Origin of the sequence: Azospirillum sp. TSH64 (assembly GCF_003116035.1) — a bacterium.
Lineage (GTDB): Bacteria > Pseudomonadota > Alphaproteobacteria > Azospirillales > Azospirillaceae > Azospirillum.
Genome location: NZ_LGQW01000015.1, coordinates 1,133,136 through 1,159,947, shown reverse-complemented (window position 1 = coordinate 1,159,947; position 26,812 = coordinate 1,133,136). Strand labels below are relative to the sequence as shown.

26 protein-coding genes and 1 tRNA gene are annotated in these 26,812 nt (G+C 68.4%); 21 read left to right on the top strand and 6 right to left on the bottom strand.

All coding sequences use genetic code 11. The features are described from left to right. The first annotated feature begins 167 nt into the window (after positions 1-167). Positions 168-644 (top strand): hypothetical protein, encoded by a 477-nt coding sequence (locus TSH64_RS06735; protein WP_109096080.1) that lies wholly within the window; start codon positions 168-170, stop codon positions 642-644. An 80-nt stretch (positions 645-724) separates the two neighbouring features. After that, complete coding sequence (locus TSH64_RS06730) at positions 725-1,312, top strand: DUF2244 domain-containing protein (RefSeq protein WP_109096079.1); 588 nt, start codon at positions 725-727, stop codon at positions 1,310-1,312. A 19-nt stretch (positions 1,313-1,331) separates the two neighbouring features. On the opposite strand, the gene TSH64_RS06725 is transcribed toward TSH64_RS06730, so the two are convergent. Together TSH64_RS06725 and TSH64_RS06720 are read right to left on the bottom strand one after the other, a co-directional pair. Beyond that, on the bottom strand, positions 1,332-1,808 hold the full coding sequence (locus TSH64_RS06725) for a low affinity iron permease family protein (RefSeq protein ID WP_109096078.1): 477 nt from the start codon (positions 1,806-1,808) through the stop codon (positions 1,332-1,334). A gap of 137 nt (positions 1,809-1,945) precedes the next feature. After that, entirely contained in the window at positions 1,946-4,312 is a 2,367-nt protein-coding gene (locus TSH64_RS06720; protein ID WP_109096077.1) for a mechanosensitive ion channel domain-containing protein, read from the bottom strand. A gap of 221 nt (positions 4,313-4,533) precedes the next feature. Here TSH64_RS06720 and TSH64_RS06715 point away from each other — a divergent pair, with 221 nt between their 5' ends. Further along, positions 4,534-5,259 carry a sulfite oxidase-like oxidoreductase gene (locus tag TSH64_RS06715; protein ID WP_247872790.1) on the top strand — a complete coding sequence of 242 codons (726 nt, stop codon included), beginning with the start codon at positions 4,534-4,536 and terminating at the stop codon, positions 5,257-5,259. A gap of 322 nt (positions 5,260-5,581) precedes the next feature. Further along, positions 5,582-5,658 (top strand) — tRNA-Arg (locus TSH64_RS06710). A gap of 20 nt (positions 5,659-5,678) precedes the next feature. On the opposite strand, the gene ybaK is transcribed toward TSH64_RS06710, so the two are convergent. From ybaK to apaG, 3 genes are all read right to left on the bottom strand, one after another. Then, a complete protein-coding gene (gene ybaK, locus TSH64_RS06705; RefSeq protein WP_199237490.1) occupies positions 5,679-6,161 on the bottom strand; it encodes a Cys-tRNA(Pro) deacylase in 483 nt (160 codons plus the stop codon). 94 nt (positions 6,162-6,255) lie between these two features. Then, positions 6,256-6,882: a GTP cyclohydrolase I FolE gene (folE, locus tag TSH64_RS06700; RefSeq protein ID WP_174471515.1), complete on the bottom strand. Its 627-nt coding sequence runs from the start codon at positions 6,880-6,882 to the stop codon at positions 6,256-6,258. 472 nt (positions 6,883-7,354) lie between these two features. After that, a complete protein-coding gene (gene apaG, locus TSH64_RS06695) occupies positions 7,355-7,747 on the bottom strand; it encodes a Co2+/Mg2+ efflux protein ApaG (protein WP_098740939.1) in 393 nt (130 codons plus the stop codon). 483 nt (positions 7,748-8,230) lie between these two features. Here apaG and TSH64_RS06690 point away from each other — a divergent pair, with 483 nt between their 5' ends. The 9 genes from TSH64_RS06690 (at position 8,231) to TSH64_RS06650 (ending at position 17,873) form a co-directional block, all read left to right on the top strand. Then, positions 8,231-8,935 carry an N-acetyltransferase gene (locus TSH64_RS06690; RefSeq protein WP_109096076.1) on the top strand — a complete coding sequence of 235 codons (705 nt, stop codon included), beginning with the start codon at positions 8,231-8,233 and terminating at the stop codon, positions 8,933-8,935. Positions 8,936-9,134: 199 nt separating this feature from the next. Beyond that, positions 9,135-10,529 (top strand): tRNA (N6-isopentenyl adenosine(37)-C2)-methylthiotransferase MiaB, encoded by a 1,395-nt coding sequence (miaB, locus tag TSH64_RS06685; protein ID WP_109096075.1) that lies wholly within the window; start codon positions 9,135-9,137, stop codon positions 10,527-10,529. Further along, a complete protein-coding gene (locus tag TSH64_RS06680; protein WP_109096074.1) occupies positions 10,526-11,635 on the top strand; it encodes a PhoH family protein in 1,110 nt (369 codons plus the stop codon). Before miaB ends, TSH64_RS06680 begins: the two co-directional genes overlap by 4 nt. After that, on the top strand, positions 11,632-12,138 hold the full coding sequence (ybeY, locus tag TSH64_RS06675; RefSeq protein WP_109096073.1) for an rRNA maturation RNase YbeY: 507 nt from the start codon (positions 11,632-11,634) through the stop codon (positions 12,136-12,138). The genes TSH64_RS06680 and ybeY overlap by 4 nt, the downstream gene beginning before the upstream one ends. After that, positions 12,135-13,091 (top strand): hemolysin family protein, encoded by a 957-nt coding sequence (locus tag TSH64_RS06670; RefSeq protein ID WP_109096072.1) that lies wholly within the window; start codon positions 12,135-12,137, stop codon positions 13,089-13,091. The genes ybeY and TSH64_RS06670 overlap by 4 nt, the downstream gene beginning before the upstream one ends. 143 nt (positions 13,092-13,234) lie before the next feature. Further along, positions 13,235-14,848, top strand: coding sequence for an apolipoprotein N-acyltransferase (lnt, locus tag TSH64_RS06665; RefSeq protein WP_109096071.1), 1,614 nt, complete (start codon positions 13,235-13,237; stop codon positions 14,846-14,848). A gap of 130 nt (positions 14,849-14,978) precedes the next feature. Beyond that, entirely contained in the window at positions 14,979-15,473 is a 495-nt protein-coding gene (locus tag TSH64_RS06660) for a helix-turn-helix transcriptional regulator (protein ID WP_109096070.1), read from the top strand. A 330-nt stretch (positions 15,474-15,803) separates the two neighbouring features. Further along, complete coding sequence (gene metK, locus TSH64_RS06655; RefSeq protein WP_109096069.1) at positions 15,804-16,970, top strand: methionine adenosyltransferase; 1,167 nt, start codon at positions 15,804-15,806, stop codon at positions 16,968-16,970. Between the two features lie 120 nt (positions 16,971-17,090). Further along, positions 17,091-17,873 (top strand): tRNA (guanine(46)-N(7))-methyltransferase TrmB, encoded by a 783-nt coding sequence (locus TSH64_RS06650; protein ID WP_109096068.1) that lies wholly within the window; start codon positions 17,091-17,093, stop codon positions 17,871-17,873. A 10-nt stretch (positions 17,874-17,883) separates the two neighbouring features. On the opposite strand, the gene TSH64_RS06645 is transcribed toward TSH64_RS06650, so the two are convergent. Further along, the gene (locus TSH64_RS06645; RefSeq protein WP_109096067.1) at positions 17,884-18,213 is read right to left on the bottom strand and encodes an antibiotic biosynthesis monooxygenase; all 330 of its coding nucleotides are present in this window, start codon (positions 18,211-18,213) and stop codon (positions 17,884-17,886) included. Positions 18,214-18,488: 275 nt separating this feature from the next. On the opposite strand from TSH64_RS06645, the gene rimP reads away from it, so the two are divergent. From rimP to truB, 8 genes are all read left to right on the top strand, one after another. Continuing rightward, positions 18,489-18,989 (top strand): ribosome maturation factor RimP, encoded by a 501-nt coding sequence (gene rimP / locus TSH64_RS06640; protein WP_109096066.1) that lies wholly within the window; start codon positions 18,489-18,491, stop codon positions 18,987-18,989. Between the two features lie 113 nt (positions 18,990-19,102). Next, positions 19,103-20,659, top strand: coding sequence for a transcription termination factor NusA (gene nusA, locus TSH64_RS06635; RefSeq protein ID WP_109096065.1), 1,557 nt, complete (start codon positions 19,103-19,105; stop codon positions 20,657-20,659). Positions 20,660-20,733: 74 nt separating this feature from the next. Beyond that, on the top strand, positions 20,734-21,507 hold the full coding sequence (locus TSH64_RS06630; RefSeq protein ID WP_109096064.1) for an RNA-binding protein: 774 nt from the start codon (positions 20,734-20,736) through the stop codon (positions 21,505-21,507). A gap of 21 nt (positions 21,508-21,528) precedes the next feature. Then, complete coding sequence (gene infB / locus TSH64_RS06625) at positions 21,529-24,408, top strand: translation initiation factor IF-2 (RefSeq protein WP_109096063.1); 2,880 nt, start codon at positions 21,529-21,531, stop codon at positions 24,406-24,408. 75 nt (positions 24,409-24,483) lie between these two features. Further along, entirely contained in the window at positions 24,484-24,828 is a 345-nt protein-coding gene (locus TSH64_RS06620; protein ID WP_348770336.1) for a type II toxin-antitoxin system prevent-host-death family antitoxin, read from the top strand. After that, on the top strand, positions 24,825-25,202 hold the full coding sequence (locus TSH64_RS06615; RefSeq protein WP_109096061.1) for a type II toxin-antitoxin system VapC family toxin: 378 nt from the start codon (positions 24,825-24,827) through the stop codon (positions 25,200-25,202). Before TSH64_RS06620 ends, TSH64_RS06615 begins: the two co-directional genes overlap by 4 nt. A gap of 49 nt (positions 25,203-25,251) precedes the next feature. Further along, on the top strand, positions 25,252-25,872 hold the full coding sequence (rbfA, locus tag TSH64_RS06610; protein ID WP_109096060.1) for a 30S ribosome-binding factor RbfA: 621 nt from the start codon (positions 25,252-25,254) through the stop codon (positions 25,870-25,872). Beyond that, the gene (gene truB / locus TSH64_RS06605) at positions 25,862-26,803 is read left to right on the top strand and encodes a tRNA pseudouridine(55) synthase TruB (RefSeq protein ID WP_109096059.1); all 942 of its coding nucleotides are present in this window, start codon (positions 25,862-25,864) and stop codon (positions 26,801-26,803) included. The genes rbfA and truB overlap by 11 nt, the downstream gene beginning before the upstream one ends. Positions 26,804-26,812 lie beyond the last annotated feature (9 nt).

The window sequence follows — 26,812 nt, the reverse complement described above, 5'->3', positions numbered from 1 at the left end:
GGAGCAATTGACGCCAGTTCAACAGAATTGGACGCAGGATTACGGCTTTCCGGTCGCTTTTGCGGTGGCGTATGATTTGCTGGCTGCGGGGGCACCGTTAGAACGCTTGAAGACGAACCATGGATTATCCTGGTTGTGGCGTTCGGATCGGATAAGGGTATTTGGAAATGACCGCGTCTTATCTTGTGGAACTGAAGGATTGGGGACTGCATGTCCGGTTGCAGGGCACCCTGTCGCTGGAGCAGCGCGACAGCATCGCCCGGCAGGTGGAGATGCACTGCGCCGCCCTGGGCGCGCGCGGTACGCCCTGGAGCAGCCTTGTCGAGTTCGACCGCTTCGAGGCCGAGGACTTCCGGCCGGAGATCGTCGTCGCCCTGATGAAGCTGGCCCGGCGCTGCGGACAGGTGCGGTGCGGCGTGGTGATGACCGACTGGGACTGGGCCGCGGTGATGGCGGAGGTGATGATCGTCGCCGGCATCGACGATCAGGCGCGGATCTTCGTCCTGGCCCAAGGCCTGAACCTCGACGGCAGCCTGGCCGGGGAGATCGAGGGCCGGCCGGCCGCAGACTATCCCGGCATGGACAGCGCCATGGCCTGGGTGCTGAACGGCGGCGCGGTGCCGATGGTGTCGCAGGCAGCATAAGGGGGCAGCATGACGAGGGCGGCATAACCCCGATTTCCTCGCGGTTTTCCGACGGGCGGCGCTGGGGTAGGATGGCCGCCATGCCAATCGACATCAGCGGCCCGCAACCCGGTGGCCGGCAGCCCGGCGACGGTCCCTCCCCCGCGGACAGCGGTGGCAGCGGCTCGGTGCGCGTGCTGTTCGACGCCATCCTCCACCCGCACCGCAGCCTGGGCCGCAGCGGCTTCCGAATCCTGATGGCGGTGGTCGTGGCGATGAATTTGATCGTCGCCGGCATCTTCGTCGCCCATGGCGCCTGGCCGGTCGTGCCCTTCTGCGGGCTGGACGTGCTGGCGCTGTGGCTGGCCTTCCGGGTCAGCTACCGCTCCGCCCGGCAGTATGAGCGGGTGCGTCTGACCGAAACCGCGCTGACGGTGCAGCGGGTGCATTGGAAGGCGCCGGAGCGGCGCTGGTCCTTCCATCCCTACTGGCTGCGGATCACCCACAGCGAGCCGGCCGACCATGAGCGCCACGGCGCCGCCGGGCAGGTCACGCTGAGTTCCCATGGCCAGTCGGTGGGGGTCGGGTCCTTCCTGTCGCCGGACGAGCGGTCCAGCTTCGCCCGCGCGCTGGGCGACGCGCTGCGCGCCTGGCGCCGCCCCCCCTGCCCGCCGGCGCCGGCCGGATAGGGCAGCCTAAACGGCACACTCACCGCTTCTCCGCCGGGTCGGGCAGGCCGCGCTCCTCCAGCTCCTCGTCGACCTCGCGCTCCACTTCGCGTTCTACCGCGCGCTCGACCTTCTCGTCGATGCGGTGGTCCAGGCATTCGGCGGTCCTGGCGAGCTTTTCAAAGCTGCGCTTCACCTTTGCCAGTTCGTTTTCCGGCATCTCCTCCACATCGATCATGCCGTTGCGGGCGGAGTGGGTGGCGCGGATCAGCTCGTCCAGCTTCAGGTGGATGGCCTGGGTGTCGCGGTTCTGGGCGTTCTGGATGATGAACACCATCAGGAAGGTGACGATGGTGGTGCCGGTGTTGATCACCAGCTGCCAGGTGTCGGAAAAATGGAACAGCGGCCCGGTCAGCCCCCAGACCAGCACGACGGCGAAGGCGGTGACGAAGGCAGCCGGACGGCCGGACTGGCGCTCCATCCAGCGGGCGAACCGGGAAAAGGCATCGCTGAGCATGGTTGCGGCTGGCTCCCGCCGATCGGACGTACAGGACGTACATAAGGAAAACGCCCGGCAGAGCCGGGCGTTCCCTGTGCGTAAGGTCTGAGCCTGTGCTTACGGGCAGTACCCCTGGCGGGCGATACCCCCGGCGGTCAGGAGCCCTGGCTGAGCGCTTCTGCCAGCGCGCGGTCATGCGGGTTCTGGCCGACGACCAGCTGCATCGACTGGGTCGGCATGGAGATGCCCAGCTCGTCGAACTTCTTCTTGAGCAGGCGGTTGAACTCGCGCGTCACGCCCCACTGGCGGGTCGGGCGGGTCTTGAACTGGGCCAGGATGTTGATGCCGGTGTCGGACAGCTTGTCGACGCCCAGCACCTCCAGCGGGTTCAGGATGTCGGCGGCGAACTGCGGCTGGGCCTGCACCTCGGCGCCGGTCTCCTTCAGCGCGGCGATGATGCGGTCGGGATCCTCGCGGTTGGACACCGTGATGTTGAACAGGGTGACCGAGAAGTCCTTGCTCATGTTCTTCACGGTGGTGACGGCGCTGAACGGCACGGAATGCACGGCGCCCGACCCGTCGCGCAGGCGGATCGAGCGGATGGAGATCGCCTCCACCGTGCCGGAATGGCCGCCGCCGACGTCCACCGCGTCGCCGACCGACACCGTGTCCTCGAACAGGATGAACAGGCCGGTGATGATGTCCTTGACCAGAGTCTGCGATCCGAAACCGATGGCCAGACCGACGACACCGGCACCGGCCAGCAGCGGCGCGATGTTGACGCCCAGCTCCGACAGGGTGATCAGCGACACCATCGTCACCAGCAGGATCAGGAAGGCGTTGCGCAGCAGCGGCAGCAGCGTGCGCATGCGGGCGCTGCGTTCGATGCGGGTGCCGTTGCGGTCGGTGGCGCGCAGGAAATGCTCGATCAGCGCGCTGACCACCTCCCAGGCGACGATGGCGCCGGCCAGCAGCAGGCCGATGGAGATGGCGCTGCCGACGATGCGGCGGCCGGCGTTCGTTTCGACCATCCCCAGCGTGTCGATGCCCCAGCCGTTCAGCGCGGCGCCGAGCGCCACCAGCCAGATGATGATCTTGCCGATGCGCTGGACGATGGGGAGATAGTGGAAGGCGCGGGTGTGGAGCTGCGGCAGGTTGCCGGCCAGCTCGCGGTTCATGGTCAGGCCGCGGCGCAGCGTCCGGTTCAGCCCGCCCACCAGCAGCCGGGCCACCACCACCGCCACCACGGTCACGGCGGTGCCGCGGGCCAGGAATTCAAAGCCGCCATAGACGTTGAGCACCCAGACGCCCAGCGTCACCACGACATAGAGGATCGCCAGCACATGCCAGATCTCGGCGAAGCGGCGGCGCGCGGTGCGCAGCACCGCCCCCTGCCCTTCCGCCTCGCGCCGGGCGGTCGCCAGCGGGTCGCCGTCGCCCGACAGCGGGTTGCCGCGCATCCAGTCGGCGACGCCGACCCGATTCTGCAGGATCAGCGCGATCAGCATGGCGGCGATCACCACGCCCAGCAGCTTCAGCAGCGCGCCGTAGGCGCCCAGCGGCAGGCCCAGCACATAGGCCCCCTCCGCCAGGAAATAGCCGTAGACCGCCACGGCGATCAGCCGGCGCGACCAGATGTAGCAGCGCTTCGCCCCGGCCTCGCTGGTGTGGACCATGCGCAGGTTGGGCGCGTCGGGCGCGAACATCATCCGCACCAGGATCAGCAGCGCCTGGGTGATGACGGTGGCGTTGACCACCGCCAGCGCCACCAGCCGCACCCGCGGCGCCGGTTCGGTCACCGACAGGATGGTGTAGGCGACGACGATGAAGCCCAGGATCGGCGCCAGCTCCAGCACCGCCCGGCCGAGCAGCATCGGGATGCGCAGCAGGGTGGAGTCGACACGGCGGGCGGCCATGGCATGGCGCGGCCGGCTGAGCAGCCAGGCGATGCCGCGCGCAGCCACCGCGCCGATGCCGAGGATCATCGCCAGCTGGATGGCGATCTGGACCCAGCGGTCGCGGGCGGTGTCGTCCTGCGCCTGCCGCTGCACCCAGGACAGCGCCCCCGGCAGGTCGGAGAAGACGTTGGCGACCTGCACCAGCTGGCGACTGACCACGTCCATCCGCGCCGCCAGGAAGGCCAGCGCGCGGGCGCCCAGGGTCTGCGGCAGCGCCGACTCGCCTTCCGCCTCCTTGGCCTGGGCAAGGCCGCGCTGGGCGGTGATCAGGTTGCGCAGCTGGGTGACCAGCTGGGTGCGCGCATCCTGGTTCTCCAGCGTGCCGACCAGCGCCTCCAGCTGCTGCACGGTCGCCTCGTCCACCACCACCGGGGCAGCGGCGGGAGCGGCGCCACCGGCGGCGGGAGCCGCAACGGCGGCGGCGGGCGCTGCCGAGGCGGCGAGCACCGGCGTCCCCGCCCCGGCGAGCAGGCCCGCGAGAAGCAGGACGGCGAGGCCGCCGGACAGGAGCCGACGCCAAGCGCTTGGCAGAGGGTTTGCGGCGGGCGTTGCGGACCGGATCATCGGCAATTCACTCGGGTGGTCTTTGACGGGGCGGCGATGCGGGTGGGCGGCAAAAAACAGCCGGCCGGCACCCTGGCGTGGAACTGTGGCTCCAATATGCCGGGGCTCCATTATGCCGGGCTTCGGGAAGTTAGTTCTCCCGCTTGCGCTTGCCAACCCGACTGTCTGTTCCTTTTTTTAGCGGGACCCCTGCCGGAAACGGCGGAAACGGAGGACGAGCGATGAACGACACACCCAGCGGAGCGGACAGGACCGACCGGCCGGAGCCCGGGCAGGAGGTGGGCCGGGAGGTCGAGCGCGAAGGCGCCGTCCGCGACAAGCTGGTCGCCACCAAGGAGCAATGGGCGCGCGATGGCCGTGCCCTGACGGGACATGCCGCCGACCCGGCGCGCGACCGGCTGCCGCCCGGCCAGCGGCTGGTGACCGACTGGCCGGTGCTGGACCTCGGCATCACGCCGAAGGTGACGACGGCGAACTGGTCGCTCGCGGTGGACGGGCTGGTGGAGAACCGGCTGTCCTGGAGCTGGGACGATTTCCAGTCCCAGCCGCAGGAGAGCTTCGTCTCCGACATCCATTGCGTCACCACCTGGTCGCGCTACGACAACCGGTGGGAGGGGGTCAGCGCCCGCCGCCTGCTGGAGCTGGCCCGGCCGAAGCCGGAGGCCCGCTTCGTCGTCTTCCATTCCTTCGACGGCTACACCACCAACGTCGCCCTGTCGGACTTCGACGACGACGGCGTGCTGCTCGCCACCAATTGGGAAGGCCAGCCGATCAGCCGCGAGCATGGCGGCCCGGTGCGGATCATCCTGCCCAAGCTGTATCTGTGGAAGAGCGCCAAGTGGGTGAAGCGGATCGAGCTGCTGGCCGGCGACCGCAAGGGCTATTGGGAGGTTCGCGGCTACAACAACCACGCCGACCCGTGGCTGGAGGAGCGCTATTCGGACTGAGGGGGGCGGCGGCGCCAAGTCACTCGCCTGAACACGAGGTGCTGGAGACGCAGGCAATAATCGACACGGATTTCACGGATTTTGACACGGATTTCACGGAACCGCCCGGTTCAGCACGGTCCATCCCGGTCGCCATTCCTATGGATTGACGTCCCGGATATGGCCTGATCCGTGCAATCCGTGTCGAAATCCGTGTAATCCGTGTTCTATGGTGCTTCCAACGGCGTGACGCCCGCCGTCAGGCAAGCGCTCCGACGAAGCGGCACAATCACCAAAAGCCACTTTCCCCTTCCCGGCGAAACCGTTAAGGTGCGGCGCAAGTGGCCCCGTAGCTCATCAGGATAGAGCGCGAGTTTCCTAAACTTGAGGCAGCAGGTTCGAGTCCTGCCGGGGTCACCACCACCTTAAAAAATCGCGGTTCAGTGCGCGACGATGGCGCAGACCGCCGCCTTCGTCGCCTTCGCCAGATCGGCGGGCGCCAGCACGATCTGCAGACCGCGCCGGCCGCCATTCACCACCATTTCCGACAGCGCCTCGGCGCTCGCGTCGATGAAGGTCGGCAACGCCTTCTTCTGGCCGAGCGGGCTGATGCCGCCGACCAGGAAGCCGGTGGTCTTTTCCGCCAGCGCCGGGTCGGCCAGATCGGCCTTCTTCGCCTTGGCCGCAGCGGCGATGGCCTTCAAATCCAGCTTGGCCGCGACCGGGATGACGGCGCAGGCCAGCGCCTTGGGCTCCAGCTGGACGATCAGGGTCTTGTAGACGATGGCGGGGTCGAGGCCGAGCGATTCGGCCGCATGCAGGCCGATGGCGTCGGCCGACGGGTCGTACTCGTATTCCATCAGCCGGAAGGCGACGCCCGCCGCCTTCGCCGCATTGACCGCCGGGGTCACCTTCGCCGCCATGCTCCACACCGCTTACTGGGAAATAGCGGCGGGAGCTTGGCAGGCAGCGGTTTGGGTGTAAAGCCCTCTCCCCCGGAGGGAAGGGGCAGGATCCTCACTCCATCCCGCGCGACGACGGGTTGCCGATCATCGTCAGGAATTCGCGGCGGGTCGACGGGTCGGTGCGGAAGGCGCCCAGCATGCGGCTGGTCACCATGGTCACGCCGGTCTTGTGGATGCCGCGGGTCGTCATGCACTGGTGCTGCGCCTCGACCACCACGGCGACACCCTCGGGCTGGAGGACCTCGTCGATGGTGTTCGCGATCTGCGCCGTCATCTTCTCCTGGATTTGCAGGCGCTTGCCGTAGGCCTCGACCAGCCGCGCCAGCTTGGAGATGCCGACGACGCGGCGGCGCGGCAGATAGGCGACATGGGCCTTGCCGATGATCGGCACCATGTGGTGCTCGCAATAGGACTCGACCCGGATGTCGCGCAGCACGACCATCTCGTCGTAGCCGTCGGTCTCCTCGAAGGTGCGCGACAGGATCTCGACCGGGTCGATGCCGTAGCCGGCGAAGAATTCCTCGTAGGAGCGGACGACGCGGTCCGGCGTGCCGACCAGCCCCTCGCGCGCCGGATCGTCGCCGGCCCAGCGGATCAGGGTGCGCACCGCCTCCTCCGCCTCGGCGCGGGACGGACGGTCGAGGGCGTCCGGCCGGGACAGGCCGGGGCCGCGGAGCACGTTGTCGACCGCCGGAGGCTTGGCGTGCGGGGTCTTGGTAGCCGTCACGGGAACATCCTTTCCATAACTGATAACACGCCTTGCATGGACCGCCGGCCGTGAGCCGACGGCTGTCGCGCAACACGCCCATCCTGTCTGGCCATCCTGTCTGGCGTTACTCGGGCTGGCGTCGCTCGGGTTTGCCGTCAGTACGGAGCCGATGCCTCGGCGGATCAACCGAACGGCCCGCAAGACGAAAAGGAGATATCTAGACCGGAGTGGCGGCGCCTGCCTTCCCGTTTCCGCCCGGTTTCTGTCGCCGGACGCCAGTCGGAAGACCCTAGATAGGGTCAGGCCTATGACCGTCAAGCGGTGGACAAACTACGGGCAGCCATGCGGCTTGTCAAAGCCGCGTGTTGAATTCTTCCAATAACCACACACATTCTATTGTATTATTTGCCTGCAGCCGGATTTCCGGGTCCGGGTTTTCCGGTCAGTTCAGCTGCATCGGCTGGTGCGGGCTGTCCAGCGAGAAGGCCGGGATCGTCACGTCGAAGGCGCGGCCGTCCTCGCCCTCCATGCCGTAGGTTCCGGCCATGATGCCGGACGGCGTGCCGAGCGGGGTGCCGCTGGTGTATTCGAAATGGTCGCCCGGCTCCAGCACCGGCTGTTCGCCGACGACGCCGGGGCCACGCACCTCCTGCACGCGGCCCATGGCGTCGGTGATGCGCCAGTGGCGGGTGCGCAGCTGCACCGTCTCCTCGCCCTCATTCTCGATGCGGACATGATAGGCCCAGACGAAGCGCCCCTCCGCCGGGGACGACTGGTCCTCCAGGAACACGGGCTGGACGGTGACGCGGATGTCGTGGGTGACGGCGGTGTACATGGTCGAGGATCCTGGCAGGCAATCCGGGCGGACAGCCAAGTGAACGGCGCCGGCCGAAAAACGTGCCGGCGGCCGGGGAATCCGGCTGGCCGGGCGGCTGTCGGCCACAGAATAAGGTCCCCCCTCCGCACTGTCCAGAAGCGCCCCGGACAATCGTGGGACATGGCCGTATGGGGCCCGCATCCAGATGGATACAGTTATGCACTCCATCGGGGTCTCCGCGGTCTTGCGACGGGGGGGCGACGATGATATATGCGCAAGTCCCAGCAACGGCCGAAGAGCCTTGTCCATGTCTCGTTCGCACGCCCTTCGCATCCGACGACGGAGCCTCGCACCGCGCTTTGCGGTTGCGGCCGTCCTTGGGTCGCGTGCGAACGCCAAAGGCACATCGGGGACCTGACACCCCCGGCCTTCCGGCGGCGGCGCGATCCGCCCTTCAGAAGCCTTCTGAGAAGACCTTCTTCCCGCCGGGAGCCCCACCTGATGATCATCACCGTCGAAGAGCCGAAGCACGCCGCCGCCATCGAAGCCCTGCTGGACGCCTCCTTCGGTCCGGACCGCTTCAACAAGACCGCCTACCGGCTGCGCGACGGCGTCGACTCCATCCCCGCCCTGAACCTCGTCGCCATCGAGCATGACGAGCATGGCCGCGAGGTGGTGGTGGGCACCATCCGCTACTGGCCGATCCTGGTCGGCGGCACTACCCCGTCCATCCTGCTCGGCCCAATCGCCGTCGCCGCCCATCTCCAGGGCAGCGGGCTGGGCAGCAAGATGATCCGGATGAGCCTGAACAAGGCGGTGGCGCTGGGCCACAAGTCGGTGATCCTGGTCGGCGACGCCCCCTATTACGAGCGGTTCGGCTTCTCCCGCGCCCTGACGCTGGGCATGGAGATGCCGGGTCCGGTCGACATGAGCCGGCTGTTGGGGCTGGAGCTGGTCGAAGGCTCGCTGGCCGGCGCCGCCGGCATGATCGGCAAGCCGGAACTGGCGGATACGCAGGATATCGCCATCGGCGCCACCCCTGTTCTCGGCCCGGTGCTGGCGACCTCCATCGACCTGCCGGCGGGAGACACCCCCGTCCCTTTCAGCGCCCTGTTCAGCCGGACGGCGGCGGAGCGACTTTGGACTGACCGGGTGCGCCGGACCGACTGGTTCTGGCGCGACGGCCTCCAGGCCGGGGCGGCGTGACGGTTCCGCAGCCCGGAAACGGCTTGTTTTGCGAATTGGGCCTGTTTGCGAAATGTGGGCGGGGCGAAGCGGGATTGACTCGATTCGCCCCGCACGCGATACCATCTTTTCAGGAGCGACGCCGGACCGACGGCGTGCCGCGCGCCACGCAAAACCGTGAGCGCGCTATTCGTTTTTGTTCCAAGCGGAAGGGTGCGGGTTGACCAAGAAGCTGTTCATCAAGACCTGGGGCTGCCAGATGAACGTGTACGACTCCGCCCGCATGGTGGACGTCCTGGCACCGCTGGGCTACCAACCGGTCGATGAGCCGGACGGCGCCGACATGGTGATCCTGAACACCTGCCACATCCGCGAGAAGGCGGCCGAGAAGGTCTTCTCCGAGCTGGGCCGGCTGCGCCAGATGAAGGACCGCAAGGCGGAGGCCGAGGACGGCCGGATGATCCTGGCGGTCGCCGGCTGCGTCGCCCAGGCCGAGGGCGAGGAGATCGTCGCCCGCGCCCCCTTCGTCGACATGGTCTTCGGCCCGCAGACCTACCACACCCTGCCGGAGATGGTGGCGAAGGCCAGCCGCGCCGCCGGCAGCGTGCTGAACACCGACTTCCCGGCCGAGTCCAAGTTCGACCTGTTGCCGGAGGAAGCCGGCGCCCAAGGCGTCGCCGCCTTCCTGGCGGTGCAGGAGGGTTGCGACAAGTTCTGCACCTTCTGCGTGGTGCCCTACACCCGCGGTGCCGAGTTCTCCCGCCCCGCCGGCCAGATCCTGGCCGAGGCGAAGCGGCTGGTCGCCGGCGGCACGCGCGAGATCACCCTGCTGGGTCAGAACGTCAACGCCTGGCACGGCGACGGGCCGGACGGCGCCACCTGGGGCCTCGGCCGGCTGATCCGCGAGCTGGCGGAGATCGACGGGCTGGCGCGCATCCGCTACACCACCTCGCACCCGCGCGACATGGCCGACGACCTGATCCGCGCCCATGCCGAGGTGCCGCAGCTGATGCCCTATCTGCATCTGCCGGTGCAGGCCGGCTCCGACCGCGTCCTGGCGGCGATGAACCGCAAGCACAGCGCCGACGATTACCGCCGGCTGGTCGGCCGGCTGCGCGACGCCAAGCCCGACCTGGCGATGTCCGGCGACTTCATCGTCGGCTTCCCCGGCGAGACGGACGCCGATTTCGCCCAGACGCTGAAGCTGGTCACCGAGATCGGCTATGCGCAGGCCTATTCCTTCAAATACAGCTCGCGTCCCGGCACCCCGGCCGCGGTCGAGGGCGCCCAGCTGCCGGACGCAGTGAAGGAGGCACGGCTGGAGGCGCTGCGCCAGCTGCTGGACGCCCAGCAGATCGCCTTCAACCATGGCTTCGTCGGCCGCAGCGTGCCGGTCCTGTTCGACCGCGTCGGCCGCCGCGACGGCCAGCTGCTGGGCCGCAGCCCGTGGATGCAGTCGGTCCATGCCGAGGCGGACGCACGGCTGCTCGGCCGCATCGTCGAGGTGCGGGTCGACGCGGCGCGGGCCAACAGCCTCGCCGGCACCGTGGTGACCGGTGAATACGTCACCGCCTCTCCCTTCCAGCCTGCCGTAACCTTGGAGGCCAGCGCTTGAACGGTCTGCCCGAACGGCGCATCGACGTTCAATTCGATGACAACCGTCTTCTGCCGATGCTGTATGGCGAGCATGACCGCCACCTCGCCCGCATCGAATCGCTTCTCGGCGTGTCGCTGATCTCCCGCGGCAACACCCTGACCATCTCCGGCCCATCGGACGCCGCCGAAACGGCGCGGACGGCGCTGAACGGCCTGTATGGCCGGCTGAGCCGCGGCCAGACCATCGACGGCGGCGAAGTCGACGGCGCCGTCCGCATGGCGACCGCCGAGGCCGGCTTTGCCGGCGTCGCTGCTGGCGAGGAGCCGCGCGCGCCCGGCCCGCAGGCCACCATCACCCGCGCCGAGATCGCGCTGCGCACCCGCCGCCGTGGCCCGATCACCCCGCGCACCCCGACCCAGGCCGCCTATCTCCAGGCCCTGGCGGAGAGCGAGCTGGTCTTCGGGCTCGGCCCGGCCGGCACCGGCAAGACCTATCTGGCGGTGGCCCAGGCGGTGGCGCTGCTGACAACCGGACAGGTCGACCGCATCGTGCTGTCGCGCCCGGCGGTCGAGGCCGGCGAGCGGCTGGGCTTCCTGCCCGGCGACCTGAAGGAAAAGGTCGATCCTTACCTGCGCCCGCTCTACGACGCGCTGCACGACATGCTGCCGGCGGAACAGGTCAAGAAGCGGCTGGAGTCCGGCGAGATCGAGATCGCACCGCTGGCCTTCATGCGCGGCCGGACGCTGGGCAACGCCTTCGTCATCCTCGACGAGGCGCAGAACACCACGCCGATGCAGATGAAGATGTTCCTCACCCGTCTCGGCGAGGGCGGGCGGATGGTCGTCACCGGCGACATCTCGCAGATCGACCTGCCGACCGGCACCCGGTCGGGCCTGCGCGACGCGCTCGACATCCTGCGCGGGGTGGAGGGCGTGCGCTTCGTCCGCTTCACCGACGCCGATGTGGTCCGCCACCCGATGGTGGCCCGCATCATCCGCGCCTATGACCAGGCCGATGCCCGCGAGGCGGAGCGCAAGCAGGCCCGCCGCACCAACACCGTGCCGGCTGGTTCCGCACCCGAAACGACCAGCAATGGACCTGGGACCGTTGGAGAGCCGGAATGACCACCGCGGTCGACATCGCTGTTTCACGTGAAGCCGGCGACTGGGCCGAGGATGCCGAGTGGCTGGCGGAGCGCGCCGCCCTCGCTGCGCTCGGCGCCGCCTATGACGACGAGGAAGGCCCGGCCGAGCTGTCGGTCGTGCTGGCCGACAACGAGCTGGTCCACCGGCTGAACCGCGAGTATCGCGGCAAGGACAAGCCGACCAACGTGCTGTCCTTCGCCCTGACCGAGGCGGAGGAGCCCGACGCGCAGGACGGCATGCCGGTGATGCTGGGCGACGTCATCCTCGCCTATGAAACGGTTGCACGCGAAGCCGCCGAACAGCGGAAAAGCTTCCAGGACCACATGACTCACCTTGTGATGCATGGTGTTCTGCATCTGCTGGGGTATGATCACGAGACGGACGACGAGGCCGAGGAGATGGAGGCGCTGGAAACCCGGTTGCTCGCCACGCTCGGAATCGCCGATCCTTACGCCGCCAACCACCAACCGCCGGACCGATGAGCGATATATCCGACAGTCGCACGCCCCGTGATGACAACGGGGCCGAAGACCATTCCCTGGGCCACCTGTTCAAGGGGTGGCTCCGCACCGTCTGGGGCGGCCGCGAGGACAATTCCCTGCGCGGCACCATCGAAGAGCTGATCTCCGGCCTGGACGATGCAGCCAGCGAGGACGGCGAGGATTCGCTGGGCACCGGCGAGCGGGCGCTGCTGACCAACATCCTGAAGCTGCGCGACCGCACCGTCGCCGACGTCATGGTGCCGCGCGCCGACATCATCGCCGTCGACATCGACACGCCCTTCCCTTCACTGGTCCAGCGCGTCGCCGAGGAAGGCCATTCCCGCCTGCCGGTGTTCCGCGAGACGCTGGACGACGTGGTCGGCATCATCCACATCAAGGATGTGATGACCCTGATGGCCAAGCAGGCCATCTCCGCCGAAGGCCTGCGCCAGAAGCCGGACCTGAGCGGCATCATCCGCGAGGCGAAGATCGTCGCCCCCTCCATGCATGTGCTCGACCTGCTGGTGCAGATGCGCCAGACCCGCCAGCACATGGCGCTGGTGGTGGACGAGTTCGGCGGCATCGACGGCCTCGTCACCATCGAGGATCTGGTGGAGGAGATCGTCGGCGAGATCGAGGACGAGCATGACGAGGCCGCGGCGCCGCGGCTGGTCGAACGTCCCGACGGCAGCCTGATCGCCGACGCCCGCCTGCCCATCGAGGATTTCGAGGTCCGGGTCGGTCCGGTGCTGACCGAGGAGGAGCGCGAGGACATCGACACGCTCGGCGGTCTGGTCGTCTCCATCGCCGGCCGGGTGCCGGGGCTGGGCGAACGGCTGGTCCATCCGTCGGGCCTGGAGTTCGAGATCGTCGATGCGGACTCCCGCCGCCTGAAGCGCCTGCGCGTCCACAATGTCCCGGCGAACAGCGTGGAGCTGGCGGAGACGGCCTGAGGAACGGGGTGGGGACGGTCTCCCCACCCCCACAACACAGCCCCGCCCACAAGGACCTTGGCACCCCTGCACGGCCGCATTACCTATGGCGCCGCCCGCCCTTTGCCTGTGGCGCCGCCCCCTGCCGCTGCCGGAGTTTTGCCTTGACCGCCACCGACACCCTGCCCGTCCCGGCCAAGCTGGGCCGCGTTTCCGCGCGGCTGGCCGCGCTGACCGGCTGGCGCCGGCTGGCCGCCGCGATGCTGCTGGGCGGGTTCGCCACGCTGGCGCTGCCGCCGGCCGACCTGATGCCGGTCGTGCTGGTCGCCTTCCCCGGCATGATCTGGCTGCTTGAGGGGGCGGAGACCAAAAAGGCCGCCTTCGCCGTCGGCTGGTTCTTCGGCTTCGGCCATCATTTGCTGGGGCTCTACTGGATCAGCGCCGCGCTGTTCACCGACATCGACCGCTTCTGGTGGGCGCTGCCGCTGTCGGCGGTCGGGCTGCCGGTCGTGCTGGCGATGTTCAGCGGCGGCGCCACCCTGACCTTCCAGCTGCTGCGCCGGCGCGGCTTCGGCGCCGGGCTCGGCCGCCCGCTGCTGTTCGCCGCCTGCTGGTGCCTGTGGGAATGGCTGCGCGGCCATCTCTTCACCGGCTTTCCCTGGAACCTGATCGGCTATGGCTGGGTCGGGGTGCTGCCGGTTCTGCAGACCGCCTCGCTGGTCGGCATCTATGGCCTGACGCTGGTGACGGTGCTGGTGGCGTCGCTGCCGGCCGCCCTGCCCGACCGCGACACCACGCCCGGCCGGGCCGGTGCCGCCGTCGCCGCCGGTCTGGCGCTGCTGGCGGTCCTCGGCGGCTGGGGAGCCTGGCGGCTCGCCGGTGCTGTCGACGAGCCGGTGCCGGGGGTGCGGCTGCGGCTGGTCCAGGCGGCGATCGACCAGCGGCTGAAATGGGCGCCCGGCGAGCGGGTGCAGAATTTCCAGAGCCATCTCGCCTTGTCCGCCGCCGCCCCGGCCGATCCCGCCGCCCCGCCGCCCAACGTCATCATCTGGCCGGAAACCGCCGTGCCCTTCTTCATCGAGGACGATGCGCGGGTGCGGCAGGCCCTGGCCTCGGTCACGCCTTCCGGCGGGCTGCTGATCACCGGAGCCCCGCGCACGACGGTCGATGCCGATGGCGAGCGCCGCTATTTCAACGGCATGGTGGCGGTGGACGGCAGCGGTGCCGCGGTCGCCGACTACGACAAGTTCCATCTCGTCCCCTTCGGCGAATACATGCCGCTGCGGCAATGGCTGCCGGTCGGCGCCATCGCCGGCAACGGGGCGGAGTTCTCCGCCGGTCCCGGCCCGCGCACCCTGCACCTGGGCGACCGCGTGGCGGGCCTGCCGCCCTTCAGCCCGCTGATCTGCTACGAGAGCATCTTCCCCGGCGCGGTGGTCGACAGCGCCGACCGGCCGCAATGGCTGCTGAACCTGACCAACGACGCCTGGTACGGCCGCACCGCCGGTCCGCACCAGCATTTCGCCATCAACCAAGTGCGGGCCGTCGAGGAAGGGCTGCCGCTGGTCCGGGTGGCGAATACGGGAATATCCGGGGTGGTGGATTCCTACGGTCGTGTGCGACAATTGCTCGGTCTGGGTGAGCGTGGCTTCATCGATACCACGTTACCGAAAGCTCCGTCTGGCGTTACAGCCTATGCCCGTATGGGAGACTGGATTTTCGGCATAGTGCTTCTGGGCTGTTTCATGGCGGCCCTGACCACGCGATATCACCGCTGATGCTGCAATACGGGCATTCTGCCCGCCACAGGCAGAACAAATTCGTGTAACCGGCATGACCGGAGCGGGCTTGACTGCATACGTGGATATGTCGTAACTAGGTTGCACAACCGTTACAGGGATAAACGAGATGCAGACTGAAACTGGAGCGCCGCGCGGGCGCCGTGCGGGTGCGGGCCGTCCGAAGACCGGAAAGCCGAATCCCATCGATGTCCACGTCGGATCCCGCGTCCGTCTCCGCCGCACCCTTCTCGGCATGAGCCAGGAAAAGTTGGGCGAGGCCATCGGTCTGACCTTCCAGCAGGTGCAGAAGTACGAGCGCGGCGCCAACCGCATCGGCGCATCGCGTCTGTTCGATCTCAGCCGCGTGCTGGACGTGCCGGTTTCCTTCTTCTTCGACGACATGCCGGCCGACGCGGCCTCGGCCCGCGTCGAGGACGACGACGAGGCGGGTGGCTCGGAAGAGCGGTCGGCCAGCACCTACGAGCCCGATCCGATGGCCAAGCGCGAGACGCTGGAACTGGTCCGCGCCTATTACAAGATCAGCGATCCGTCGGTGCGCAAGCGCCTGTTCGAGCTGACCAAGGCCGTGGCCAGCGCCGCCGTGGCGGAAGCCGCGGAGTAAGTTGCGGCGGCGATTTGCTGCAAGGGCTTGCGGCAAGGGCTTGCGGCGGTGACTCACGGCGGCGCTTTGCAGCCTTGAGCACCCGGCGGTGCCTCCCGCCGGTTGTCCGCGGCCTGAGATACCCACCGAACGGGGAAGATGCGGCGCGACCGTATCCACCCCCTTCGTGTGGTGCCTGCGATGATAGGACCAAGGCCTTACCGCCGGTAGGCTTCTTGACCCCGGCCTGAAACCTTGTCAAAACCGGATTTGGATCGGTGTCTGCGGCCGCTGTACCGGTCTGCCGTTTCGGCTCATGAAATAGCGTGCCGCCGAATGCCGAGGTTTCCCGTGGCAAAGTTGAACTACGTCTTCACCAGCGAGTCCGTGTCGGAAGGTCATCCCGACAAGGTCTGCGACCGCATTTCCGACGCCATCGTCGATCTCTACCTCTCGCACGACCCGCAGGCCCGCGTGGCCGTGGAGACGCTGGCGACCACCAACCAAGTGGTGCTGGCCGGCGAGGTTCGCGGCCCCGACAGCATCAAGGCCGACCAGCTGGTCGCAGCCGCCCGTGCCGCGGTGAAGGACATCGGCTACGAGCAGGACGGCTTCCACTGGGAGAAAATGGACGTCAAGTGCTTCGTCCATTCCCAGTCCGCCGACATCGCGGTCGGCGTCGACGCCGCGGGCAACAAGGACGAGGGTGCCGGCGACCAGGGCATCATGTTCGGCTATGCCTGCCGCGAAACCCCGGCCCTGATGCCGGCGCCGATCTACTACAGCCACGCCATCCTGAAGTCGCTGGCCGAGGCGCGCCATTCCGGTGCCGCCCCGCAGCTGGGCCCGGACGCCAAGAGCCAGGTCACCCTGCAGTACATCGACGGCCGCCCGACCCGCGCCACCGCCATCGTGCTGTCGACCCAGCATGCCGAGGGGCTGGACCAGGACGCCGTGCGCGAGATCGTCCTGCCGCACATCGTCAACTGCCTGCCGGAAGGCTGGATGTGCGACGACAAGAACCTGTACGTCAACCCGACCGGCCGCTTCGTCATCGGCGGCCCGGACGGTGACGCCGGCCTGACCGGCCGCAAGATCATCGTCGACACCTACGGCGGTGCCGCCCCGCACGGCGGCGGCGCCTTCTCCGGCAAGGACCCGACCAAGGTCGACCGCTCGGCCGCCTACGCCGCCCGCTACCTCGCCAAGAACGTCGTCGCGGCGGAACTGGCGGACAAGTGCACGATCCAGGTCTCCTACGCCATCGGCGTGTCGAAGCCGCTGTCGGTCTATGTCGACACCCACGGCACCGGCAACGTCGACGAGGACCGGCTGTCCGACATCCTCCAGCAGCTGGTCGACCTCAGCCCGCGCGGCATCCGCACGCATCTGGGCCTGAACAAGCCGATCTACGCCCGCACCGCCGCCTACGGCCATTTCGGCCGCGAGCCCGAGGTGGACGGCGGCTTCTCGTGGGAGAAGACCGATCTGGTCGAGGCCCTGCGCGGCGCCTTCTGACCGTCCCGACCGGCGGATTACCGGAGATGAAAAAGGCGGCGGAGGCTGGAAACGGCCTCCGCCGCCCTTTTTTGTAAGCTCTTTTCCTGCCACACCGCTCTTTGAACCGCATCAGCCGCCATGACCGACAGCAAAACCGACCGACCGACTGACGACGCTCCGCAGAGCGAAACCGGAAACCGGCTGTTCGGCCGGCGCAAGGGCCGTCCCCTGCGCAAGCGCCGGACAAGCCTGATCGAGGACCTGCTGCCGCAGCTCCAGATCACGGTGCCGAAATCCGGGGGGCCGAAATCCGGGGAGCCGAAATCCGACGCCGGCCAGGCGCCGGCATTTTGGGACCCCGCCGGCCTGTTCGACACGCCGAAGCGCGAGGTCTGGCTGGAAGTCGGCTTCGGCATGGGCCATCACCTCGCCTGGCAGGCCAAGCACAACCCGGATGTCGGCATCGTCGGCGCCGAACCCTTCCTCAACGGCATCGCCGGCCTCTTGGGGATGATCGACGACGACGATCTCGGCAACGTGCGCATCCATCCCGACGACGCCCGGCCGCTGCTGGACGCCCTGCCTGACGCCTCCATCGGCCGCGCCTTCGTGCTGTTCGCCGACCCCTGGCCGAAGAAGCGCCATGCCGACCGCCGCTTCATCGGGCCGGAGAACCTGCCGCGGCTGGCCCGAGTGCTGAAGGACGGCGCCGAGCTGCGTCTGGCCAGCGACGACATGGGCCTGGTGCGCTGGATGCTTGAACACACGGTCAAGCATCCCGATTTCGAATGGACGGCGCGCCGTCCGTCCGACTGGCGCATCCGCCCCGACGACTGGCCGGCGACGCGCTATGAGGAGAAGGCCATCGCCGCCGGGCGCAAGCCGGTCTTCCTGCGGTTCGTCCGCCGCCCGCGGGGGTGAGCCGCCGGCGTCAGACGCTTGCGGCCGGCCGGAGCGGATCCGGTTCGGCGATGAGTGGAGCGGCGAAATGCTCCACCACCGGGAACGGATCGTAGAAGCGATGGAGACGTCTCTTCCACTCGACATACCGGTCCGAACCACGGAATCCCACGGTATGGTCGTCCAGACGCTCCCACCAGACCAGCAGCAGGTAACGACAGCCGTCCTCCAGGCAGGGCCGGACCTCCATCCCACGGAAACCGGCCGATGCCGCGATGAGCGGACGGGCTTCGGCCATGGCCTGTTCGAAGGCGCCCTGCTCACCCGGACGCACGTTTAAAATCGCCGCTTCGAGGATCATTCCGGTCCTTCCCTGATGCCGCCCCCACCAGTTCCGCTTGTAAAGGAACGGGGCGATCCCGAAAAGGCTTGCGGCATCGGCCGGAATGACTATATTCACCCTCTGAGAACCCATACGGATTGGCGGCCCGGGCAACCGGGCCGGCGAGACGCTTTGCGGGTGGGCTTTTGCCCACTTATTTTTTTATGAGCGTGTGGAGACACGCGCTTGTTGAACCTTCTGTTGTGGAAACCTCGTCCGGTTCGATCCCGGCCGCAGGCTTTGGGTTAGGTGGAATGGACGCTACAGGCCGCATCGAACAGATCATCACGCCGTCGGTCGAAGCCATGGGCTATGAGGTCGTGCGCGTTCAGATCTCCGGCGGCCAGCGGGCAATTCTCCAGATCATGGCGGAGCGCGCCGACGGCGCGCCCATGACTGTCGAGGATTGCGCCGACATCAGCCGCTCCGTTTCGGCCCTGCTGGATGTGGAAGACCCGATCCGCGAGGCCTACACGCTGGAAGTCAGCTCGCCCGGCATCGACCGGCCGCTGACCCGGCTCAAGGATTTCGAGCGCTTCGCCGGCTTCGAAGCCCGGCTGGAAAGCCGCATGGCCATCGACGGCCGCAAGCGTTTCAAGGGCATGCTGAAGGGCGTCGAGGACGGCCTGGTGTGCATCGACACCGAACAGGGACCCGCCCGGCTGGAGTTCGACACCATCCTGCGCGCCAAGCTGGTGCTGACGGACGAGCTGATCCGTGCCAGCCAGGAGCAGCAGGAGGGCCTGGAGCACTGACGGCACGGTCCGACAGGACGATAGCCGCCAGAACCCCCGCCCCGACCCCGCCGACCCGACCGGACATCACGCAAGACCGGCACCACACAAGACCGATTCAGGAAGTGTAACGGATGGAACTGCTGCAAGTCGCTGACGCGGTCGCCCGCGAAAAGAACATCGACCGGGACGAAGTCCTGGAGGCGATGGAGCAGGCGATTCAGAAGGCCGGCCGCTCCAAGTACGGCCATGAGCACGACATCCGCGCCCGCATCGACCGCAAGACCGGCGACATCCATCTGACCCGCCACCTGGAGGTGGTCGAGACGGTGGAGAACGAGGCGACGCAGGTCACCCTGCCCTACGCCCAGAAGCGCAAGGCCGGCGCCAAGCTCGGCGATTTCCTGGTCGACCCGCTGCCGCCGATCGATTTCGGCCGCATCGCCGCCCAGACCGCCAAGCAGGTGATCGTGCAGAAGGTGCGCGATGCCGAGCGCAAGCGCCAGTTCAACGAGTACAAGGACCGCAACGGCGAGATCGTCAACGGTCTGGTCAAGCGCGTCGAATACGGCAACGTCACCGTCGACCTGGGCCGCGCCGAAGCGATCCTGCGCCGCGACGAGCTGCTGCCGCGCGAGCATTTCAAGAACGGCGACCGCGTGCGCGCCTACATCTTCGACGTCCGCGAGGAACCGCGCGGGCCGCAGATCTTCCTGTCGCGCACGCATCCCATGTTCATGGCGAAGCTGTTCGCCCAGGAAGTGCCGGAAATCTACGACGGCATCATCGAGATCAAGGCGGTCGCCCGTGACCCGGGGTCGCGCGCCAAGATCGCGGTGCTGAGCCACGACAGCTCCATCGACCCGGTCGGCGCCTGCGTCGGCATGCGCGGCAGCCGCGTTCAGGCGGTCGTCGGCGAGCTGCAGGGCGAGAAGATCGACATCATCCCGTGGAACGGCGAGGCGCCGACCTTCGTCGTCAACGCGCTCGCCCCGGCCGAGGTCGCCAAGGTCGTGCTCGACGACGACAACCACCGCATCGAGGTGGTGGTGCCCGACGACCAGCTGTCGCTGGCCATCGGCCGCCGCGGCCAGAACGTGCGCCTCGCCTCGATGCTGACCGGCTGGGACATCGACATCCTGACCGAACAGGAAGAGTCGGAGCGCCGGTCGGAGGAAATCCACAACCGTTCCGCCCTGTTCATGCAGGCGCTGGACGTCGACGACGTGATCGCCCACCTGCTGGTCGCCGAAGGCTTCACCTCGGTCGAGGAGATCGCCTATGTCGAGACCGAGGAGCTGGCCGAGATCGAAGGGTTCGACGAGTCGGTCGCCGACGAGCTGAAGCAGCGCGCGCTCGCCTTCCTGGAAGTCCGGGACGAGCAGGCCAACGAGCGCCGGCTGGAGCTGGGCGTCGAGGACATCATCGCCGAGCTGACCGGCTTCAGCGCCACGCAGCTGGTGAAGCTGGGCGAGAACGGCGTCAAGACGCTGGACGACCTGGCCGACCTGGCCGGCGACGAGCTGGTCGAGATCCTGGGCAAGGACGGCGCCAAGGACGCCCCCTCGGAAGAGGAGGCGAACGCGATCATCATGGCCGCGCGCGCCCACTGGTTCGAGGGTGAGGGCGAGGACGCCGCCGCGGCTCCCGCCGCCGGGGGCTCGGCCGATGGCCAGGGCGCGCAGGCCTGACCGGCAGCAATGCCGGTTGGAACTGCGCCCGAGAGGAACGATTATTCGGGACCGCGCGAGCGGATGACGATCGGATGACCGAACGGAACGACGAACGGACACCGACCGCCGCCGCGGATGCGGTGCCGGAACAGGATTTGGCACAGGACGACGGTGCCGGTACGGACCGCCTGCCGGCCGACGACGAGAAGGGGCCTCTGCGCCGCTGCATCGCGTCGGGCACGGTGGGGCCGAAGGAGAGCATGATCCGCTTCGTGATCGGCCCCGACGGCGAGGTGGTTCCGGACCTGGAGGAACGTCTGCCCGGCCGCGGCCTTTGGGTCACGGCCGACCGGGATGCCCTGGCGAAGGCCATGGGTAAATCCGTTTTCGCCAAAGCGGCCCGCCGGGCGGTGAAAGTACCGCCCGATCTGGCCCTGAGGCTGGAACGGCTGCTGGAACGTCGGTGTCTGCACGCGTTGGGCCTTGCCCGCCGTGCCGGCCACGTCCTGGCGGGATACGAGAAGGTGCGCGAGGCGTTGAGGGCCAACCAGGTCGGCCGTGCGGGTCCCCCGCCGGCCCTGCTGGTGGAAGCCGCGGACGGCTCGCTGGACCAGCGCGGCAAGGTGACGGCGCTCGCGCCGTCGCTGCCGGTGATCGACCTCTTCCAGTCCCCGGCCTTGGCCGCGGCGCTGGGACGCGATCACGCGGTGCACGCCGTGGTGGCGCGGGGCAGGCTGGCCGCAGGGCTGGCCCGCGATGCGGCACGCCTGAGAGGGCTGAAAGGTTCCCAAGGGGACCAGGATGCGCACCAGGATTCTGATAAGGGCTTGGGAGTCGGCAATACGGCCGGCCGGCCTGCGATGTAACGTCTGACCATTCGGGAACCGATGACCGACAGCAACGACCAGGACCAGAAGAAAGTCTTGCACCTAACCGGCGCCAGCAAAGGAAAGCTGGAGTCGAAGAAGCCGGTCGAGACCCAGGTCCGGCAGAGCTTCTCCCATGGCCGGTCAAAAGCGGTGACCGTAGAGGTCAAGCGCAAGCGTCATGTTGAAAAGGGCGCCGTGCCCGGCGTTGCCGACGGCGGCGCCGCCGCGCGTCAAGCTGCCCAGGGCCTGCCGATGCGCGGTGCGCAGGGCCAGCGCCCCCGTGGCGGCGGTGCCCCTGCCGGGCGCCAGCTGACCCGCGAGGAGCTGGAATCCCGCCTGCGTGCGCTTCGTGGCGCCGCGGCGTTCGAGGAACAGCGCCGGATCGACGCCGAGGAAGACGCGGCCCGCGCTGAAGCCCGCGCCGCCGAAGCCGCCGCCCGTGCCGCCGAAGAGGCGGCATCCGCCCCAGCCGACACCGCCGAAGCCGCCGCCCCGGCTGCCGCTCCCGCCGCGTCCGATGCTCCGGCATCGGCCACGCCGGACATGCCGCCGATCATTCTGGATGCCGACACCCTGCGCCAGCGCGAGCTGGACGAGATGCGCGCCATCCAGGAGGAGGATCGCAAGATCGCCGCCGAGGCCGAACGCCGCCGCAAGGAGGAAGAGGCCAAGCGCAAGGAAGCCGAGGACGCCAAGCGCCGCGACGCCGAACCGGCGCCCCGCCGTGACGGTGCCCGCGATGGCGGCCGTGACGGTGCAGCACCCCGCGACGGTGCGCGTCCGGCCGGTGCCCGCCCGGGTGCCGACCAGCGCCCCGGCGGTGCCGCCGCCCGTCCCGCCGCCGACGCCGCTCCCGGCCGCACCCTGCCGGGCGTCGGCGCCCCGCCGGCCCGCGCCGAGGAAGAGGACGACAACCGCCGCAAGGGTGGCCGCGGCGGCGCTCCCGCCAAGGCCGCGCCGGCCCGTCCGGCCGCCAAGGCTCCCGCCGGCGCCGACCGCCGCAAGGGCACCAAGCTGACCGTCTCGCAGGCGCTCAGCGACGACGGCAGCGACCGCACCCGGTCGCTGGCCGCGGTGCGCCGTGCCCGCGAACGTGAACGCCTGCGCCAGATGAGCCGCCAGGAGACCGCCAAGGTCACCCGCGACGTCGTCCTGCCGGAGGTCATCACGGTCCAGGAGCTGGCCAACCGCATGGCCGAGCGTGGCGCCGACGTCATCAAGGCGCTGATGCGCATGGGCGTGATGGCGACCATCAACCAGACCATCGACGCCGACACCGCCGAGCTGCTGATCACCGAGTTCGGCCACCGCGTCCGCCGCGTGTCGGAGTCCGACGTCGAGATCGGCCTGCGTGCCACCGAGGAAGAGGGCGCCATCCTGGTGTCCCGTCCCCCGGTCGTCACCATCATGGGCCACGTCGACCACGGCAAGACCTCGCTGCTCGACGCGCTGCGCCAGACCGACGTGGTGTCGGGCGAGGCCGGCGGCATCACCCAGCACATCGGCGCCTATCAGGTGCAGCTGGAGTCGGGTGCGAAGATCACCTTCATCGACACGCCGGGCCACGCCGCCTTCACCGAGATGCGTGCCCGCGGCGCCAACGTCACCGACGTGGTCGTGCTGGTGGTCGCCGCCAACGACGGCGTCATGCCGCAGACGATCGAGGCCATCCGCCACGCCAAGGCGGCCAAGGTTCCGATCATCGTCGCCATCAACAAGTGCGACCTGCCCGATGCCAAGCCGGAGCGCGTCCGCCAGGAACTGCTCCAGCACGAGCTGGTGGTCGAGGAGATGGGCGGCGACGTGCTCGACGTCGAGGTGTCGGCCAAGGCCAAGCGCAACCTGTCCAAGCTGGAAGAGGCCATCCTGCTCCAGGCCGAAATCCTGGAGCTGCGGGCCAACCCCGAGCGGGCCGCCGAAGGCGTCGTCATCGAGGCGAAGCTGGAGCGTGGCCGCGGTTCGGTCGCCACCGTGCTGGTCCAGCGCGGCACGCTGAAGGTCGGCGACGTGTTCGTCACCGGTGCCGAGTGGGGCCGCGTCCGCGCCCTGATCAACGACCGCGGCCAGAACGTCAACGAGGCGGCCCCGGCCGTGCCCGTCGAGGTCCTGGGCCTCAACGGCACGCCGATGGCCGGCGACGACTTCTCCGTCGTCGAGTCCGAGGCCCGTGCCCGTGAGATCGCCGAGTTCCGCCAGCGCAAGAAGCGCGAAGCGGCGGTGGCGGCCTCGGCCCGCGGTTCGCTGCAGGACATGTTCAGCCGCATCCAGGCCGGCGAGGCCAAGGAACTGCCGGTCGTCATCAAGGGCGACGTGCAGGGCTCGATCGAAGCCATCGCCAGCTCGCTGGAGAAGCTCACGGCCGAGAACACCGAGGTCAAGGTCCGCGTCCTGCACAACTCGGTCGGTGCGATCAACGAGTCCGACATCACGCTGGCCAATGCGTCCAACGCGATGATCATCGGCTTCAACGTCCGCGCCAACCCGCAGGCCCGCGACCTCGCCAAGCGCGACGGCGTCGAAATCCGCTACTACTCGATCATCTACAACGTGATCGACGACGTGAAGGCGGCGCTGACCGGTCTGTTGTCTCCGACGCTGCGGGAACGCTTCATCGGCTACGCGACCATCCGCGAGGTGTTCAACATCACGAAGGTCGGCAAGGTCGCCGGTTGTATGGTCACGCAGGGCACCGTCAAGCGCGGCGCCGGCGTCCGCCTGCTGCGCGACAACGTCGTCATTCACGAAGGCACGCTCAAGACGCTCAAGCGCTTCAAGGACGAGGTCAAGGACGTCCGCGAGGGTTACGAGTGCGGCATGGCCTTCGAGAATTACGACAACATCCAGGCCGGCGATCAGATCGAAGCCTTCGAGATCGACGAAATCGCTCGCGAGCTTTGAGACCGACGGTCCGCCCGGCCCCTCCCGGTGTTTTACCGGACGGGGCCGGGCGGTTCGTTTTTCGGACGAGAGGTGATGCCACCTGGAGGTGACGCTATGGATCGCATTCCGCTATCCGAAGCCGACGGGCATATGGCCGAACTGATCGACCGGGTGGAGAATGACGAGGAGATCGTCATTCTTCGCGATGGGAAACCTGCGGTCAGGCTGGTGCCCGTCGCGGAAGGCCCCCTCGCGGAAGACGGAGTGTCCGCGCCGACGCCGTCCGGCAAGCGGCCGGTGCGGTTCGGCTTCGCCAAGGGACAAATCCGGATCGCCGACGATTTCGACGCTCCGCTGCCCGACGACCTGCTGAAGAGCTTCTACGGTCTCGCTCCGAACGAGGAGTGGCCGGATCAGTGGAAAGGGATGCCGGGGTGAGGCTGCTGCTCGACAGTCATGTGCTGCTGTGGCTGGCGACCGATGACCCGAAGCTCGGTTCCGCCGTCCTGACCGTGATCGCCGACGGTTCCAACACCGTGCTGGCGAGCATCGCGTCGCTCTGGGAACTCACCATCAAGTCCAGCTTCGGAAAACTGACCTTGCCCGCCGGGTTCCATCGCCTTCTGGTCGAAAACGGTCTGACGATCCATGCAATCGACGTCCGTCGCATCGACCGGCTGGACCATCTGCCCCGGCATCATGGCGACCCCTTCGACCGGATGCTGATCGCCCAGGCCCAGGCCGATGGCCTGACTTTGGTCAGCGCCGACCGAACCATCAGACTTTACGACGTGCCCGTTCTCTGGTCCTGACACCGGTCAGGCCGCCGCGGGCGCCAGACATCGACGAAAGACACGTACCATGGCCAGCAAGAAGCGCGGCGCGTTCATCGCCGGCAAGCCCCCGTCCCAACGGCAACTGCGCGTCGGCGAGGAGGTGCGCCACGCCCTTGCCGACCTGTTCCGCCGCGGGGACTTCCACGATCCGGAACTGGCCTCGCTGAACGTCACGGTCACCGAGGTGCGGATCAGCCCCGACCTGTCCAACGCCACCGTCTTCTATGCGACGCTGGGCGGCGAGCGGATGGAGGAGGCGCAGGTCGCCCTGAAGCGGGCCGCCGCCTTCCTGCGCGGGCAGGTCGCGCGCATGGTCAACCTGCGCCACGCCCCGACGCTGAGCTTCGAGGGCGACACCTCCTTCGACTACGCCCACCGCATCGACAGCATCCTGCACAGCCCGGAGGTCGCCCGCGACCTGAGCGGCCATCCGCTGGGCCGCGTCAATGGCGACGACGACCACGACGAGGACGAGGACGACTCCTGGGACGAGGAGGGCGACGAAGAGGGGGATGAGGACGGCGACGACCTCGGCCCCGACGAGACGGACGAGGACGACGATCTCGACGACGACCGCGCCATGCTCGACGACGAGGACAAGAGCGGGGACAAGGACGAGAGCCGGGGCGGCCGTCGTGGCTCGTAAGCGCAAGGGCACGCCGATCCATGGCTGGGTGGTGCTGGACAAGCCGGAAGGCATGACCTCCACCCAGGCGCTGTCGAAGGTGCGCCGCCTGCTGAACGCCGAGAAGGCCGGGCATGGCGGCACGCTGGACCCGCTGGCGACCGGCATCCTGCCGATCGCGCTGGGCGAGGCGACCAAGACCGTGTCCTACGCCATGGACGGTGCCAAGACCTACCGCTTCTCCATCCGCTGGGGCGAGCGCACCAGCACCGACGACCGCGAGGGCGAGGTGATCGCCCGCTCGGACCACCGTCCGGCGACCGAGGCGATCCGCGCCGCCCTGCCCGCCTTCCTGGGCGAGATCCAGCAGGTGCCGCCGCAGTTCTGCGCCATCAAGATCGACGGCGAGCGCGCCTACGACATCGCGCGCGAAGGCGATGCGGTCGATCTGGCCGCCCGCACCGTGCGCATCGACCGCTTCGAGCTGGTCGAGGAACCGGACGCCGACCATGCGGTGTTTGAGGTCGATTGCGGCAAGGGCACCTATGTCCGCTCGCTGGCGCGCGACCTGTCGGAAGCGCTCGGCACGGTCGGCCATGTCGGGCTTCTGCGCCGCCTGCGCGTCGGCTCCTTCACGCTGGAGCGCGCGATTTCCCTGGACGAACTGGCCGCCATGGAGCAAGGTGCGGCCGTCGAACGACTTCTGTTGCCGATCGAGACCGCGCTGGACGACATCCCGGCGCTGGCCCTGACGGAAGCGGAAGCGCACCGACTGAGGCACGGCCAGACGGTCGCTCTCCTCACCCGGCAGGATCGTGAACGCCTGATGGCGCTTCAGGGTGCTGACGGTGGGGATGGCACCGTCATTGCGCTTTTCGGCGGAACGCCGGTGGCGTTGGCCCGTGTCGAGGGGGCGGAGGTCCGTCCGGTGCGCGTGCTCAACCTCACGTGATTTAGGAGA

What these genes read in the sequence shown, in the direction of transcription:
- TSH64_RS06735 (WP_109096080.1), top strand. Translation starts at nt 168, where the DNA reads ATGACCGCGTCTTATCTTGTGGAACTGAAGGATTGGGGACTGCATGTC.
- TSH64_RS06730 (WP_109096079.1), top strand. Translation starts at nt 725, where the DNA reads ATGCCAATCGACATCAGCGGCCCGCAACCCGGTGGCCGGCAGCCCGGC.
- TSH64_RS06725 (WP_109096078.1), bottom strand. Translation starts at nt 1,808, where the DNA reads ATGCTCAGCGATGCCTTTTCCCGGTTCGCCCGCTGGATGGAGCGCCAG.
- TSH64_RS06720 (WP_109096077.1), bottom strand. Translation starts at nt 4,312, where the DNA reads ATGATCCGGTCCGCAACGCCCGCCGCAAACCCTCTGCCAAGCGCTTGG.
- TSH64_RS06715 (WP_247872790.1), top strand. Translation starts at nt 4,534, where the DNA reads ATGAACGACACACCCAGCGGAGCGGACAGGACCGACCGGCCGGAGCCC.
- ybaK (WP_199237490.1), bottom strand. Translation starts at nt 6,161, where the DNA reads ATGGCGGCGAAGGTGACCCCGGCGGTCAATGCGGCGAAGGCGGCGGGC.
- apaG (WP_098740939.1), bottom strand. Translation starts at nt 7,747, where the DNA reads ATGTACACCGCCGTCACCCACGACATCCGCGTCACCGTCCAGCCCGTG.
- TSH64_RS06690 (WP_109096076.1), top strand. Translation starts at nt 8,231, where the DNA reads ATGATCATCACCGTCGAAGAGCCGAAGCACGCCGCCGCCATCGAAGCC.
- ybeY (WP_109096073.1), top strand. Translation starts at nt 11,632, where the DNA reads ATGACCACCGCGGTCGACATCGCTGTTTCACGTGAAGCCGGCGACTGG.
- TSH64_RS06670 (WP_109096072.1), top strand. Translation starts at nt 12,135, where the DNA reads ATGAGCGATATATCCGACAGTCGCACGCCCCGTGATGACAACGGGGCC.
- TSH64_RS06660 (WP_109096070.1), top strand. Translation starts at nt 14,979, where the DNA reads ATGCAGACTGAAACTGGAGCGCCGCGCGGGCGCCGTGCGGGTGCGGGC.
- TSH64_RS06650 (WP_109096068.1), top strand. Translation starts at nt 17,091, where the DNA reads ATGACCGACAGCAAAACCGACCGACCGACTGACGACGCTCCGCAGAGC.
- TSH64_RS06645 (WP_109096067.1), bottom strand. Translation starts at nt 18,213, where the DNA reads ATGATCCTCGAAGCGGCGATTTTAAACGTGCGTCCGGGTGAGCAGGGC.
- rimP (WP_109096066.1), top strand. Translation starts at nt 18,489, where the DNA reads ATGGACGCTACAGGCCGCATCGAACAGATCATCACGCCGTCGGTCGAA.
- nusA (WP_109096065.1), top strand. Translation starts at nt 19,103, where the DNA reads ATGGAACTGCTGCAAGTCGCTGACGCGGTCGCCCGCGAAAAGAACATC.
- TSH64_RS06630 (WP_109096064.1), top strand. Translation starts at nt 20,734, where the DNA reads ATGACCGAACGGAACGACGAACGGACACCGACCGCCGCCGCGGATGCG.
- infB (WP_109096063.1), top strand. Translation starts at nt 21,529, where the DNA reads ATGACCGACAGCAACGACCAGGACCAGAAGAAAGTCTTGCACCTAACC.
- TSH64_RS06620 (WP_348770336.1), top strand. Translation starts at nt 24,484, where the DNA reads ATGCCACCTGGAGGTGACGCTATGGATCGCATTCCGCTATCCGAAGCC.
- rbfA (WP_109096060.1), top strand. Translation starts at nt 25,252, where the DNA reads ATGGCCAGCAAGAAGCGCGGCGCGTTCATCGCCGGCAAGCCCCCGTCC.